The sequence below is a fragment of the Okeania sp. SIO2F4 genome (assembly GCF_010672385.1).
Taxonomy (GTDB): Bacteria; Cyanobacteriota; Cyanobacteriia; order Cyanobacteriales; family Microcoleaceae; genus Trichodesmium.
In genome coordinates this window covers 1-14,993 of record NZ_JAAHGT010000140.1, presented here as the reverse complement: position 1 = coordinate 14,993, position 14,993 = coordinate 1, and the positions used below count along the sequence as shown (strand labels likewise).

The following is a 14,993-nucleotide window of genomic DNA, read 5'->3' as shown; positions in this document are numbered from 1 at the left end:
TTTCTACTTGTTAAACGCTGCTCTCCCAACTCAAAAATTACCTGACCTTCGTCAAATCTTAAAGTAACAGAAGAACCAGACTTACCCATCCCAATCATCCGTTCAACTTCCCTTAAAGCTTTTGCCGGAATTGTTGCTTCAAACTCTGCAATTTCTTGTACGGGCGATTCGCGAATCGCCCCTACCTCTGTTTCTTCCTCACCCTCTGGTGTTATACTTTCAGTCTCTACTATTGCCAACCTATGGCCATCTGTCGCAGCAAATACTAAACCATCTGGTTGTACTTTTAAATGTACTCCCGTTAATACTTGTTTCGTTTCATCAGGACTTGTGGCAAATAGAGTTCCTTTCAAACCATTAATTAAAGCTTCGGGAGGTAAATTTACAACCTCCCCATCTTCCACATTTGGTAATTCTGGATATTCCTCCCCTCCCATACCTCTGACTTGATAACGTCCAGATGTAGAAGTAAGAGTAGCGATCGCTTCCCCTTCATCATCATCAATCGTAATGTTACCGTCCGGTAGTCTGGAAACAATATCGTTAAATAATTTGGCAGGTAAAGTAAAAGTTCCACCAGTTTCTACAACTGCTGAAAAACTGGAACGAATTCCTAAACCTAAGTCAAAACCTGTTAACTCTAGGCGTTGATTCTCTACATCTGCAGTTAATAAAACATTTGCTAATACTGGGTGATTAGGTCGAGAGGGAACTGCACGACTAACTAGAGAAAGGTTACTACTTAAATCACTTTGAGTACAAGTTAATTTCATTGGAGTTTAGTTATTTAACAAGGAACAGGAGGTTTTTTGAACAAAACTCACCTCGAACTGAAATCCTAGCATTCTTAACTTGAGTAATCTAGACCTCTGACATGAGACGAAAAATATCAGTAATAAAATCTCAAGTTAATATCTGTGGAAAATGTGGAAAACTCCAAAAAATCTTTACTGGATCAATGATTTTACAAATCAATAGCCTGTGGAAAACCTGTGGAAAAATCTATTTTTGGGTCAAGAGAAAATTTGAGATTTTTGATAGCTTCAATTTTTTAGATACTCCAACCCGATAAAATATCCTCATCTTTCCAGTATTTATACTTCAGGTATCAGACCCAGACCTAATAGCAGTTTTCATTAATATAGAATACAGAGATTTTGCCTTAAAGGCACTTATGCTGAGGGTACAGAGAGAGCAGAAGTTTTGTAGTCAACATTTTGGAAAACCGCTATAAGATTCAGATTGGGACTTTTGCTATTTGATTTGAAATGTTTGAGACCAATTAGATTGTAGATTTGATATTTTTCCACAAGTTTTCCACAGGCAAAACAGTTTTTGCAAATCAAAACTCAAAAGTCATAATTATATATTTTCATCCAATCTGAATTGTGAAATATTGTAGGCTTTTAGGCAATAGCTTCAGAAGGCAACAGACAATAGAGAAGAAGGAAAAAAACTGTATTTTATGTATAAGATAACCACTATATTCTAGACTTTTAGGGAATAGTCAAATTCTCACATCTGATTTCTGATTGGATAGTCTTAAAGATGTAAGGATTTGGGTTGGTAAATCCCTTCAATTGTCATAAGGTAGACGAGCAAAATCCTTACTTGTTTACCACTATCCCTGATTGCTATATAAGTTTTTTTGTTTAGATTAAGATACAATATTTGAGGTTTCATGGAATCCTTAACTGAATAGAGTTATGTCAATAAGGAGAAACTTTTGTTCTCTAGTTCTTTAATATTCTCCTTATTGTTTCTACTGACTAATCACGACTAGAAAAATTAATCCGATCGCTCAACTGTCGAATGGTTTGAGCTAAATTCAAGTCACTACTTTGTAGCTGACTAATTTTTTCACAACTATACAAAACAGTGGTGTGGTCTTTTCCTCCAAAAAACTCTCCAATTTTTGGCAAACTCAAATCTGTATGTTGTCGCATCAAATACATACCAACCTGTCTTGCCAAAGTAATTTCTCGCTTTCTAGAACTACCTTTTAAATCCTCTATAGATACATTAAAATTTTCCGAAACAACCTTAATCACTGCCTCTGGTGATGCCTCCAATTTTTCCGTTTGTGGATTTAAAATAGGTGAAATATTCTCCACAGTCATTGGCAAACCAGAAATAGAAATATAAGTAACAACCCTAGTCAAAGCACCCTCCAACTCCCGAATATTTTTAGGATATCTAGTAGCAATATACTCAATTACATCCCTAGGCAAAAGCATATTTTCATACTCAGATTTTTTCAGTAAAATTGCCATCCTAGTTTCCAGATCGGGAGCTTGAATATCTGCAATTAATCCCATAGAAAACCGAGAGCAAAGACGCTCTTGTAAACTAGGAATTTGATTTGGAGGTCTATCAGAAGCTAATACTATTTGTTTGCCAGCTTCATGCAAAGTATTAAAAGTATGAAAAAATTCCTCCTGAGTATATTCTTTACCTTCAATAAATTGAATATCATCTACCAACAAAACATCTGCAGCTCGATAATGTTCCCTAAAACCTTGGAGACTATCTTTACGAATAGCAGCAATCAAATCATTAGTAAATTTTTCTGTAGAAACATAAAATATTTGAGAATCAGGAAAAATCTCTAAGCGATAATGACCAATAGCTTGCATTAAATGAGTTTTACCTAAACCGACTCCACCACATAAAAATAAAGGATTAAACTCTCGCCCTGGAGACTCTGCGACTGCTAAAGAAGCTGCGTGAGCCATACGGTTATTCGGACCTACCACAAACCGAGAAAACATATATTTTGGATTAAGATTTGCTGGTTTAGGCTTTTGAATAGATAAACTTTCTAGAATATCAGCAGCCTTATGCTCAGGCCATATTAGTCCCAAATCTTCTTTTCTATCATCTTCACCTACAGAAGAAGTAGTTAAGTAAATTTCTACTGGGTAACCTAGAATATTATGTACAACATCAGCAATGGTTTTTATATAGTATTTCTGTAACCAATTCCGAGCAAAAGGGTTAGGGGTGCGAATTACTAAACAATTATTTTCTAATTGTTCAGCATTAGCTGTTTTAATCCAAGTTTCAAAAGTCGGTCTGCTTAACTGTAATTGCAGCCTTTCTAAAACTTGGTTCCACAAATTATCAAGAGAACTTTCCACTGCTAACCTCTTTTTTTATGTTGGTACAAATAAAAGCAAATTTAATTTATAAATTATTCAATAAAAATTTGTTGCTAAGAACCACTAAACAAGTTACATTTTTTCTCAAAATACTACTTAAAACATCAAGTTAAATTTTGTACAGAGGTTTTCTAAAAATTTAGTCAACAATATAATTTATATTGCCTTATACCATTTTCAAAAAAGAATGTTATGAATAATAAGGACAATCGTGCATACCTTACAAGATATATCCTTTTGACTAATAAGATAAATTATGAAGGAATAAATGATATCAAAGCTATTGATTCTGACTCCTGAGTTCTGAATTCTGACTCTTAAACAATCCCCTAGCTATTTGTAGCAAACATTTATCACGCTTGGTATGATAAAGTAATTATATTTTAGTTTGACAAATATAGTTTTTTATGATATGGAATTAGTACTAAACAGAAGTAAAGTAAAATTAGTTAAAAAGCTGCTTTATGTAAGCAGCAAAAGGTTAATATTAACATTTAACTAGCTATCAGCTAAAATTCCGAGTAATTTTTGTTTCTCCAGTGGGACAGCATGGGGAATTAAAAACAAACCTCAGGATACGGAACCAATATGTTGACTCCCTGAGAAGCCTAAATCTCACTCTTAGGTCATTGTGGGAAATGCAACCTAACTCATATAACCAATCTATATAAATGGCACAAACTTTATTATTTAATGCTCTCCGTGCAGCCATTGATGAAGAAATGGCTCAAGACCCGACTGTATATGTTCTTGGTGAAGATGTGGGTCACTATGGAGGGTCCTACAAAGTTACCAAAGACCTTTATCAAAAATATGGGGAACTACGTGTCCTTGATACTCCCATTGCAGAAAATAGCTTTACAGGAATGGCCATAGGTTCAGCTCTGACTGGATTACGGCCTATAATAGAAGGTATGAATATGGGATTTTTATTATTGGCCTTCAACCAAATTGCCAATAATGCTGGAATGTTACGCTATACCTCTGGTGGCAATTTCAAAATCCCATTAGTGATTCGTGGTCCTGGTGGTGTGGGTCGCCAGTTGGGTGCAGAGCATTCTCAAAGATTAGAAGCCTATTTTCAAGCTGTTCCTGGTCTGAAAATAGTAGCTTGTTCAACTCCATACAATGCCAAAGGTTTACTTAAGGCAGCTATCCGTGATGAAAATCCGGTCTTATTTTTTGAGCATGTTCTTCTCTATAACCTCAAAGAAGACTTACCAGAAGAAGAGTATTTGTTACCTCTAGATAAAGCAGAAGTGGTACGGAGTGGAAAAGATGTTACTATCTTGACCTACTCCCGAATGCGTCATCACGTTACCCAAGCAGTAAAAACTTTAGAAAAACAGGGTTATGACCCAGAGGTTATAGACCTAATATCTCTCAAACCCCTCGATTTTGAAACCATTGGTACTTCTATTAGGAAAACTCACAGAGTGATTATTGTTGAAGAGTGCATGAAAACAGGTGGCATTGCTGCTGAGTTAATTGCCTCAATTAATGAAAGATTATTTGATGAATTAGATGCACCTGTTCTGCGATTGTCTTCTCAAGATATTCCCACACCTTATAATGGTACACTTGAAAGATTAACAATTGTACAACCAGAACAAATTGTTGAAGCAGTACAAAAAATGGTGGCAATGAAAGTTTAACTCCAAGGAAGAAGGAAGGTAAGCATTCAGCCGTCAGCTACCAGCTATGATTTATTAACTCATTATCGTGGAAGGATGGATTAGTCTCCAAAGGGAATTAAAAGTTATGAAGAAAAAGGTTATCAGCTAACTTTAGCAGTTGCTTGATTCTTTCAAAATCTGTTTGCGTAGCATTCCGCACGAAAGGCTAAATGCTAATAGCTGAATGCTTATGAAGGAAGAGGAAAAAAAGGAAACTTTTTTGATTGAAATCAACTCTTATTTCCTATTTTCTCCTTCTTACTTCCTTATGATAAAATTCCCAACTGAATGCTTCCAAGTTCATTCCTATTTCTTCCTTATTAATTCCTCGAATAAGTTGTAAAGTATTTTGGGTATATACTTTGTTTAAGGGGTATCTGTATCTATTATATATATATAGTAATCAGGAATGATTTATGATATGTTTAAGAACATTTAAGTATATTTAAGAACATTTAAGATAAATTCAAATCCTTTTATGTTCTAATTTATGTACGTCGCCAATCCGACGGCTACCCTAGGTAACTTCTAATTACTATAAAATCTTACAAATGAAATATGATTGCTATATAGCAATTAGCTATCATGCTCCATTTTTTATTTTCCTATTTATTATTGCACTGCTTTGTAGATTGCTTAATTTGTACAATTATAATTAGGGTTTGCTGAAAAAGTCTTAGGAGGTAGGGTCAGGAGTTAGGAGTTAGGAATTAGGAAGAATTACAGAGGAAGTAGAAAAAATAATTGTTCCTTGATTTTTCCGATCTTGTCTGCTCAAAATGCTGATATTTTTAACTAGAGTAAGCTAAAAGCTGGCACTTTTTAAACATAAAAAAAACTAAATCATTTGCCGATCAAGGGTTTTATAGTTAGTCAGCAAGCCCTAATAAAAAAAACGAGAATTAAGAACTATTTCAAGTAAAAATAAGATTCAGGAAATATGTATTTGCTGCTAATACAAATATGACAAGAGAAATAGTTAGACATCTTGAATTTATAAACATTCTCTCAGGCATTAACATTTACTTTAATAAAATAAATTATCTCAAAAAACATCAAAAAAATTCAAATTGCCAATAAACAAAAGCAAAATATTAATCATCTCTCAAATAATCCTCTAAATGCTGCTTTCAGCTAGTTAAATCATGCGTAGACAAAATTCTTATATAGCCCTAATCTTAGTTCTAGTTATCGCATCAATTACAGTATTAAGTCAAATTCCGATTCGTTTAGGATTAGACCTCAGAGGTGGGTCACAACTCACAATTCAACTACAAACTTCAGAGGAAATTCCCACCATTGACGAACGTGTAATGGAAGGAGTCCTAAAAATAGTAGAAAATAGGGTTAATGCTCTAGGTGTATCAGAATCAGTAGTCCAATCCTTAGGACAAGACCAAATTTTAGTCCAACTACCAGGAGTAAATGACCCTGAACAAGCAGAACGGGTTTTAGGGGGGACAGCTCAACTCGACTTTCGAGAACAATTACAAGGCACCGAACAACAGTTAGGAATTGAATATCAAGTACAAAGACAACTATTAGTAGAGCAAGAATTACTCAAAAATAGTGAAGACCAAGAAGCTATAGAAAAAAATTTAGAATCTATCGAAAAAACAAATCAAGCGATCGCCCAATTATTCAAAGAACCAACTATTAAAGGTCAAGACCTGAGAGATGCTTTGGCTGAACCAGAAGCTCCTGGATCTAATAATTGGAATGTGGCTTTGCGCTTCACCTCTGAAGGAGGGCAGAAGTTTGCTGAACTGACCAAAAATTTAGCAGGAACTGGACGTAGTATTGGTATTTTCCTAGATGATAAATTATTAAGCGCTCCTACAGTTAGTGTTGAATTTGCAGAGACAGGTATTACTGGTGGTAATGCCGTTATTCAAGGTAGATTTACTGCTCAACAAGCAAATGACCTAGCTGTACAACTACGGGGTGGCGCTCTACCTGTGTCTGTAGAAATAGTTGAAAATCGAACTGTTGGGGCAACTTTGGGTAGGGATAGTATTCAGCGTAGTGTCTATGCTGGAATTGGTGGCTTAATTTTAGTGTTAATATTTATGGTCTGGTACTATAGATTGCCTGGGATAATTGCTGACGTAGCTCTAATTATTTATGCCCTATTTACCATTGCTAGTTTTTCCATCTTGGGAGTTACTTTAACATTGCCAGGAATTGCTGGTTTTATCCTAAGTATTGGTATGGCAGTAGACGCCAATGTTTTGATTTTTGAACGGACAAGGGAAGAGTTACGAGCTGGTAAAACTTTATATCGTTCTGTAGAATCTGGCTTTTATCGAGCTTTTTCTAGTATTTTAGATGGTAATGTCACAACTTTGATTGCTTGTGTAGCACTATTCTGGTTAGGAACTGGTTTGGTAAAAGGTTTTGCTCTGACTTTGGGAATTGGTGTAGCAATTAGTATGTTTACTGCTCTTACTTGTAGTCGAACTTTAATGTTTTGGACAATTGGATTTTCCCAATTCCGCAAACCAGAATTATTCTGTCCAGAATTGAAATAATCTCAAAAACCTCATAGCCTACATTCCGCATTGCAAAACTTATTATAAAAGGCAAAGATTCAGGAGAAAATGAAGTTTACCAATTAATTGGAGTTAATAATTAACTAGGGTTGGCGGAAAAAGTATGCATGGGTTTGGGTAGAACTAAGAACTCAGAACTCAGGAGTTAGAGAAATTATAGAGGAGGTAGTCGGATATATTTGTCAGAGTGATTTTTCTATCCTTGTCTGCCCAAAATGCTAACTTTTTCAGCTTTTTGAACTGAAAAGCTGACACTTTTTTCGACCAAAAAAGGCACTTGCCTTTATCTGTACAATGCTTTGATAGTTAATCAGCCAGCCCTAACTATTTATACTTACTATTTTCCTGATTATTTGAGTATTAGAAAGTTAAAGAAAAGCGATTGACTGATTTTATACTACCTTTTATAATCTGAAAAATTAATGTCTAGAATGTCAGTTATAGGAGTCATCAGAAAACTTCTTGAGTATAATTTTTATTGATTTAGCTATTCCCTACTCTCATGTTCCTTTCTTGAAACAAGAAAGAATTATTATTCCCTATTGAAATAGTAGTCAGTAGTTAGCTCTCCTGATTATTTGAGTATTAGAAAGTTAAAGAAAAGCGATTGACTGATTTTATACTACTTTGATAATCTGAAAAATTAATGTTCAGAATGTCAGTTATAGGAGTCATCAGAAAACTTCTTGAGTATAATTTTTATTGATTTAGCTATTCCCTACTCTCATGTTCCTTTCTTGAAACAAGAAAGAATTATTATTCCCTATTGAAATAGTAGTCAGTAGTCAGCGTTCAGCCTATTGCGATTCGCTTGGCTATCGCCTTTTGCTAAGGAAATACTGATAGCTGATAGCTGATAGCTTGTTAAAATTTTTTCTATTGTCTAATCCTACATCTAATTGGTTCAATAAAAATGAAAATAAGTGTTATTAAACAGCGATCGCTTTGGTGGACAATTTCAGGGTCTATCATACTTAGTGGTTTAGTTGCTATGGTCATTTCTTGGACTCGACCAGATATTGGTGCGCCTTTACGTCCAAGTTTAGACTTTGTTGGGGGTACTCGGTTACAATTAGAATTAGATTGCACTATACCCAACAACTGCAATAAAGCCATTACAGTTGCTGCTGTTAGAGAAATAACAAGCAACCAAGATTTAGGCAACGCCAGTATTCAAGTTGTGGGAGAAGAGAAACAAGCTCTTGACATACGCACAAAAACTTTAGATGTTGATACTCGGACTAACTTAATTACAGCTTTAAGTGCAGAATTTGGCAAATTTGACCCAAATTCCACTCAAATTGATACGGTTGGCCCTACTTTAGGACGACAAATTTTTACCTCTGGATTATCAGCTCTACTGGTTGCTTTTTTTGGCATTACTGTATACCTAACTTTTAGATTTAAGTTGGACTATGCCGTATTTGCTTTTGTTGCCCTATTCCATGACATATTAGTTACGGTTGGCATTTTCTCAATTCTTGGTTTAGTAGCTGGTGTAGAAGTAGATAGTTTATTTTTAGTTGCCTTACTAACTATTATTGGATTTTCTGTTAATGATACAGTCGTAATTTATGATCGAGTTAGAGAAGTAATTAAGCGCTATCCAGGAGAATCAATCGATCAGATAGTTGATAATGCTGTTAATCAAACTTTAACACGGTCAATTAATACAACTGTGACTACTTTATTACCCTTGGTTGGTATTCTAATATTTGGTGGAGAAACTTTAAAATATTTAGCTTTGGCTTTAATTATTGGTTTTGTGGCAGGTTCTTACTCTAGTATCTTTATTGCTAGTACACTGTTAGCTTGGTGGCGCGAACGTATTGGTGAATTTATCCCCAATCCTATAGAAGAAAATTCAGAATTAGTAGAAAGCCAAGAAAATACTGTTTAGATATAACTAGAGAAAATGATAATTTTCAAATTCTTATACCTTAACTGAAAAAAAATTAGAGCAACTTCTATTTAGAATTTGTAAATATTTCTACGGCCAGATTCAAAAAGATAATTACTAAATTATGCAAGCTCGTTCAATAATTAATAATTAATAATTAATAATTAATAATTACCTCTTCTTAAAACATTGAAGATTGGTTAAAAGGAATTTTCTTCTTTTCTTGGTCGATGGGATATGGCGCACTTCGGAGTTGCTCTGCTTTCTTCGGGAAATCTCGCCATCCCATCCTGACGGAATGCTCCGCTTTCCGACCGCTCTCAAGGGGAGATTGGAGGCAAGCGTTTGCGCTTCGCAAAACTTCGAAGTGCGCGTAGCGTCCCGGAGGGAACGGAAACCTCGCCATCCCATCCTGACGGAATGCTCCGCTTTCCGACCGCTTTTTCTCCTTGAAATGAGAGGCTTTCAACCTTTATTTTTCGGTAATATAAGACTTTTAGCTAAGTTGACAAATCAGTTCTTAGATGATGATATGGCACCACGCGCAAGTCAAAATTCAAAATTCAAAAGTCAAAAGTCAAAACTAATCTCTCAGAGAGTTTTGCCTGCGGAAATTCTCCGCAAACAGCATTTAGTGATTTCCTCGCCCTAAATGTCTAGTGCTATAATGTACTAACTATGATTAAAAACCCAATGATTGAAAACTCTCAGGAAAAAGAATAAAGAATGGTTTGTATAGGAAAACTAATAATTTGTATCTCAATGCAGACTATAAGGTTGTTAGAAATATTATCAGAACACCAAGCATCTAAGCTAGGTTTTGGACTAAGCTAACTTTGTAGGAGGGTTTTGAGGTCTCAGAGAATAACTCTGTAGTCAGTTAGCTGGGTGGAAACAAACCAATATGGATTTATCTCGTTCGTAGTATTAACTTAAAATCCCTGTAACGTTAATCCCAGAAGTAGTCAAATAGGATAATTTACCATATTCTTTTTTTTCTTATTCCTTGAAAATCCTGAAAATGTGTAAAGATGATTCAGTTTCACAAGTACAAGTACAAAGACTCTACATACTAATTATTTATGGTAGGTGGCTAATAGTTGGGTTGCTCTGGATTAGTATTGGTTTTTTAAGTATCTGGAGTTTACGCGGAGAAATTGCTTTGTGGATAAAGCATTTTACCTGGGTTTCTGTACGTTACGCTTTGGCTTATAATAAGCTAGCCACCCTTGGTTTAAGTCTTTGTGTTGGTACTACGACTGCTGTTTTAGTTTGGCAAAGTAGACATATTCTTTGGGGTATATCTCCAGAAGAACAAAAGCGCTTAGAACAACAAGTACGTCAGATTAATCATCAAGGGCAAACTCATCCTTTATGGAAGTGGGTAATTCCAGATAACTCAAATTAATCTATAATTATTGCACTGGAGCATTTACTCCATATACTATATCAGTTCTTTATAATTGTTAAAGGCTTATTTGTTTTCCAGCACTTTGATAAATGTTTGCTATAAATAGGGGATATTAATTAGGGCTTGCTGATTAAATCCAAAACCATTGACATATAAAGGCAAGTCCCTTTTTGATGCGAAAACAGTGCTAAGAACATGGTCAAAAACCACAAATTAGCTAGAGCCATCAGTGATGCTAATTGGGGAGAATTGGTAAGGCAGTTAGAGTACAAAGCTGAATGGTATGGACGCCAGTTAGTCAAAATTGACCGATACTTCCCTAGTTCCAAGCGTTGCTCTAACTGTGGTTATGTAGTACAAAAATTGCCTCTAAATATTAGAGAGTGGGACTGCCGAGAGTGTGGTATTCACCATGACAGGGATATAAACGCTGCAATTAACATTTTGGCTGCGGGACTCGCAGTGTCAGCGCCAGTCGCTCATGGGGGAGACCCCCTTTAGCGGCGCTGGCTTGTCTTTAGGAGCGCGCTTTTAGACCTTCTGGGAGTAAATCTCGCTTATGCTGGTGCTAAGAAACAGAAAGCCCCTAACAGCGATGCTAGGGAATCCCGCGCTGTCTCGCGTATAGCAGCGTCGGGAGGATGTCAATGCTTATTGCTTACCTTCTTCAAACCCTAAACTATTTTTCAATAATGAATAATGAATAATGAATAATGAATAATTAACAATTAATAATTACCTCTTCTTATTCTTATAACGGATAGGATTGGCTAAAAGGAATTTTTTTTTCTCTTGGTCGATTGGATATGGTTAGGTAACCCATCCATCCCATCCTAGGTCATGCTCCGCTTTCCGACCGCTTCCTTCTCCATGAATGGAGAGGCTTTATGTCTTAATTTCTCGGTAACATTCTTTTTTCATGCATGGTATTATACCAATTCACCTAAATAATGTCACAAGTTGGAGTGTTAAATTAATGCCCTTAAATTATTGTTAATTAAAGTTTGGCTGCTCATATAATCTTAATACCTGATTGTTTAATGCCTGAATTTTGACTTATGTATCAGTATCTCTGCAAAATAACTGTGCATTTTGAGTCTACAAGGAGTAGCAAACAAGCTACAGATAAATCAACATATCACTGAATAGTAAAAACACAAATAATTTTGCCTACTTCCTTACTAGCACTGTTGATGTAGCGGAGCTTTAACTGACTTGTGTGGCAGTCAAACTGCTGTTGCCGAAATGAATACGCAACATGAGCCAGGAAAGCTTTGCACCAGCAAAAACAACCCTAAACAAGGATTTGACTTTCATTTAATAAACAGTTTTTCCAGCAGTTACTAAGTCAACCATGAACTTTGAAGAATAGGATTACTTATCAAGGGATATGACACCATTCAGTGGGAGAAATACTCAATCTCTTTAATCGACTTTAATTAGTATAATATTAATTTATTAGTTGTCAACAAAAAATTAAAATCATCCAATTACTTATGAAAAAATATCTGCGAAAATTTAGATATAAAAAGTCATTTAAACACAACTTAAAACAAGATAAATTGCCATTATTTTTAATAATTAAACGACTTTTTTTACAAGCAAAATACAATCATAATAGTGGTAGAGTTAAAAATTTTTTTGTTTTTTTGATATTTATATTTTTAATATATATAACTGTGTTAGCTCCCTTAGTCAAAACAGGAGTTAAAATACTAGGGCAAACAGTAAAAAAAATAGTCATTGTGCAAGAGTGGGTAGAAGATTATTTCCCCGAAATTACTCCTTTGCTGACCCCATACTATGGCAAATCAGATAAATTTCTCCCTTATGTAATTCATACTCCCTATTTCATTGATGATACTCCTCCTGGAGCTTATGACTTTACTCTGGAGCTAAATGGTCAATTAAAAGTTCCCATTCCAGCGCCTTGTCAAGGAACTATTCGCCGAACTAGATTTCAAGGCAAAAATGGCAGTTTTACAACTGCCCAAGGTGCGGGTCAGATAGTTGAACTTATGTGTGATGGGACTAATTATTATTGGTTAATGGGTCATTTACTTCAAGGTTCGCCACCAAGAAAAGGAACAAGAATTACTAAAGGACAACCAATTGGCATCCAAGGTCTCACAGGAAGAACTTCAGGTTATCATGTCCATGCTCAAATTCATTATCTTAATGGACAAAGAATTACTAACAGAAAAGTAACCCGTCCTCTTGTTGAAAATTACATCAAATTTTTGAGAAAAGGTTCTCATTGAATTGAAATACTAAAATATGAGAAAGCTTCCATAAAATAAATACATCTTAATAACTGTAAAGTTCTGGCAACATTTGTAGCAGATTATTTGACTGGTCTTTAGTAATTAGCAATAAGTACCTCTGCAAAATTAATTTAATATTTTTCAGGGAGTAGGCAGTAGCGGAAAAAATATACTTGTATACTTTACTTGACTACTTACTTATAATTAATCTTGTTCGTATTCAGCACTTACACTAATCGTTTTGGTATTGCCTAGTTTCAATATGCTATCCTTAAATATTTATAAAAAGTGGAGCATGAATATCTATCATGACTGCTTAACATCAAAAACTTAATTTCTCTTAACGTAATATTTAACTCCAATTGCTAAAATTTGAGCTAAGTTACAGATAAGGAGTATCTGTTACCGAAAATTTGGGTTTAGATAAATGTCCTTATATAACAAACAGTTTTTGTCAATTTTTGTAAACTGCTCATTAAAAAATCAACCATTAACTTTACCTACTAATTTTGAAACTAGAGTGTTGAGATTCGATCAAAGCAGTTAAGACTAATCAAGGATGAACACCAAAGTGTGAGTATAAGATTAAAATGATTGATTAATTTATAGTAAATAAATATAATAGATAAATAAACAGATCAAAATTGATCTGTAATGACCATAACAATCACAAAAAATAATAAGTGTGGGAGAATAGGAGTGGGCGTTGACAAAATAATCTGTTAAACTAAAAATTATCAAGTTTTTCAGAGTTAGCTTTAATTAAGGTTGTATACAGTTAATCATTACAATCAGTATTTGAGTGTCATAGTGAAAGAAAAACTTGAACTTGACCCGGAAAATAGAATCTACTATCAAGTCCAAAAAGGATAGAACTAAGGGGAAAACTAAATTTATATTCATAAAATTAGGAAAAAATATCAAAATTATGACAGATAGAGTAAAAAAAATTATAATAATATAGGAATGAATAAAAATATTAACCAAAAGTCGGGAAAATCTTAATAAAATAATCAAATCACTTGAGCAAAAAGCTATTTGGGAAAATTTATATATAGTTAAGATAAAGTACTTAAGTAGTATAGAAATACGAAATAATTGGCAGAAAATACCAAAAGACAAACTTTGAAATTTTACTCCTGTTCTCTGTGCCCTTTTACTAAAATATTTTCTACACAACCGTGTCGAGGATTAGTATATGTGTGAAAAAACTAAAAATATTTGTCTAAACTCAACATGATTAATAGTGGAGGTGATTAATTTATAGATTATTGCCAGCATGAAACTAATCACGTTCATCTGACAAAAATCTTACAATTATAGATAGTAAGAGATGTAATGACAAGAGTAAATGCTAGAAAAAAAGGAGGTTGAAGACAGAAAGTACAAACTAAAATAAATATTAGTCCCTTTTTTGGGTAAAAAATTTTATAGCTAGGGTATAATTTGTTATGTTGTAAATATTTCCCTGAACTATTTACCTGGTAAATATAGCACCATAGCTAACTAGAAGTAATTGTGTAGTAAAATTTCTGATATTTTCACAAAAACTAAAGAAAGGATGTTGTTATGGTATTGAACTAAAACCCCTGGCAATTCTCAACCTAATCTAATATAAATATTAGGTTATGAAGATAAAAGGCTAGATAACTATGAAATACACCCTTCATGTCCAAATAGTTGTCATTGAGTGGGGTTGGTCGTGGATTAATTAATTCTTAAATTAGCCATGTCATTGTTTTTTATTGCTAATAGATCTAGATCTGAAGTTGGTTCTACTAATTCTTCAAATACCCTAAATTGAAATGATTTCCTTGTCATAGCTTTTGACATAATTGGCATGAGACAGACTAAACTTAAAGGAATAATTCCGACTTTAGTGGGATAAATAATGGCTATCATTGCAGCTTAAGCTATTAGCATGCTCGGCACGCTCAAAGTAAATGGGAAAAATTAAGACAGGTAGTAATGGTGCATTGTAATTTTTTCGGCAACCTTTATAGTCAGCGTTTTAGCAACCATTCACCAA

8 protein-coding genes and 1 pseudogene are annotated in these 14,993 nt (G+C 34.3%); 6 read left to right on the top strand and 3 right to left on the bottom strand.

Features of this window, described 5'->3' with window-relative positions:
• On the bottom strand, positions 1 to 773 hold a 773-nt coding region (gene dnaN, locus F6K22_RS11530), incomplete at its 3' end, for a DNA polymerase III subunit beta (RefSeq protein WP_293097299.1).
• Positions 774 to 1,769: 996 nt separating this feature from the next.
• Positions 1,770 to 3,140 carry a chromosomal replication initiator protein DnaA gene (gene dnaA, locus F6K22_RS11525; RefSeq protein WP_293097296.1) on the bottom strand — a complete coding sequence of 457 codons (1,371 nt, stop codon included), beginning with the start codon at positions 3,138 to 3,140 and terminating at the stop codon, positions 1,770 to 1,772.
• Between the two features lie 692 nt (positions 3,141 to 3,832).
• Here dnaA and F6K22_RS11520 point away from each other — a divergent pair.
• From F6K22_RS11520 to F6K22_RS11495, 6 genes and pseudogenes are all read left to right on the top strand, one after another.
• Entirely contained in the window at positions 3,833 to 4,816 is a 984-nt protein-coding gene (locus tag F6K22_RS11520) for an alpha-ketoacid dehydrogenase subunit beta (RefSeq protein ID WP_293097293.1), read from the top strand.
• Positions 4,817 to 5,982: 1,166 nt separating this feature from the next.
• A complete protein-coding gene (secD, locus tag F6K22_RS11515) occupies positions 5,983 to 7,368 on the top strand; it encodes a protein translocase subunit SecD (RefSeq protein WP_293097291.1) in 1,386 nt (461 codons plus the stop codon).
• Between the two features lie 934 nt (positions 7,369 to 8,302).
• Positions 8,303 to 9,289, top strand: coding sequence for a protein translocase subunit SecF (gene secF, locus F6K22_RS11510; protein WP_293097288.1), 987 nt, complete (start codon positions 8,303 to 8,305; stop codon positions 9,287 to 9,289).
• A gap of 1,021 nt (positions 9,290 to 10,310) precedes the next feature.
• Complete coding sequence (locus tag F6K22_RS11505) at positions 10,311 to 10,697, top strand: hypothetical protein (RefSeq protein ID WP_293097285.1); 387 nt, start codon at positions 10,311 to 10,313, stop codon at positions 10,695 to 10,697.
• A gap of 186 nt (positions 10,698 to 10,883) precedes the next feature.
• Positions 10,884 to 11,168 (top strand): annotated as a pseudogene (locus F6K22_RS11500) (RNA-guided endonuclease TnpB family protein); the annotation flags it as partial.
• Between the two features lie 1,211 nt (positions 11,169 to 12,379).
• Positions 12,380 to 12,961 (top strand): M23 family metallopeptidase, encoded by a 582-nt coding sequence (locus tag F6K22_RS11495; RefSeq protein WP_293097283.1) that lies wholly within the window; start codon positions 12,380 to 12,382, stop codon positions 12,959 to 12,961.
• A gap of 1,710 nt (positions 12,962 to 14,671) precedes the next feature.
• On the opposite strand, the gene F6K22_RS11490 is transcribed toward F6K22_RS11495, so the two are convergent.
• The gene (locus F6K22_RS11490) at positions 14,672 to 14,866 is read right to left on the bottom strand and encodes a hypothetical protein (RefSeq protein WP_293097280.1); all 195 of its coding nucleotides are present in this window, start codon (positions 14,864 to 14,866) and stop codon (positions 14,672 to 14,674) included.
• Positions 14,867 to 14,993: the final 127 nt, after the last annotated feature.

What these genes read in the sequence shown, in the direction of transcription:
- F6K22_RS11520 (WP_293097293.1), top strand. Translation starts at nt 3,833, where the DNA reads ATGGCACAAACTTTATTATTTAATGCTCTCCGTGCAGCCATTGATGAA.
- secD (WP_293097291.1), top strand. Translation starts at nt 5,983, where the DNA reads ATGCGTAGACAAAATTCTTATATAGCCCTAATCTTAGTTCTAGTTATC.
- secF (WP_293097288.1), top strand. Translation starts at nt 8,303, where the DNA reads ATGAAAATAAGTGTTATTAAACAGCGATCGCTTTGGTGGACAATTTCA.
- F6K22_RS11505 (WP_293097285.1), top strand. Translation starts at nt 10,311, where the DNA reads ATGTGTAAAGATGATTCAGTTTCACAAGTACAAGTACAAAGACTCTAC.
- F6K22_RS11490 (WP_293097280.1), bottom strand. Translation starts at nt 14,866, where the DNA reads ATGATAGCCATTATTTATCCCACTAAAGTCGGAATTATTCCTTTAAGT.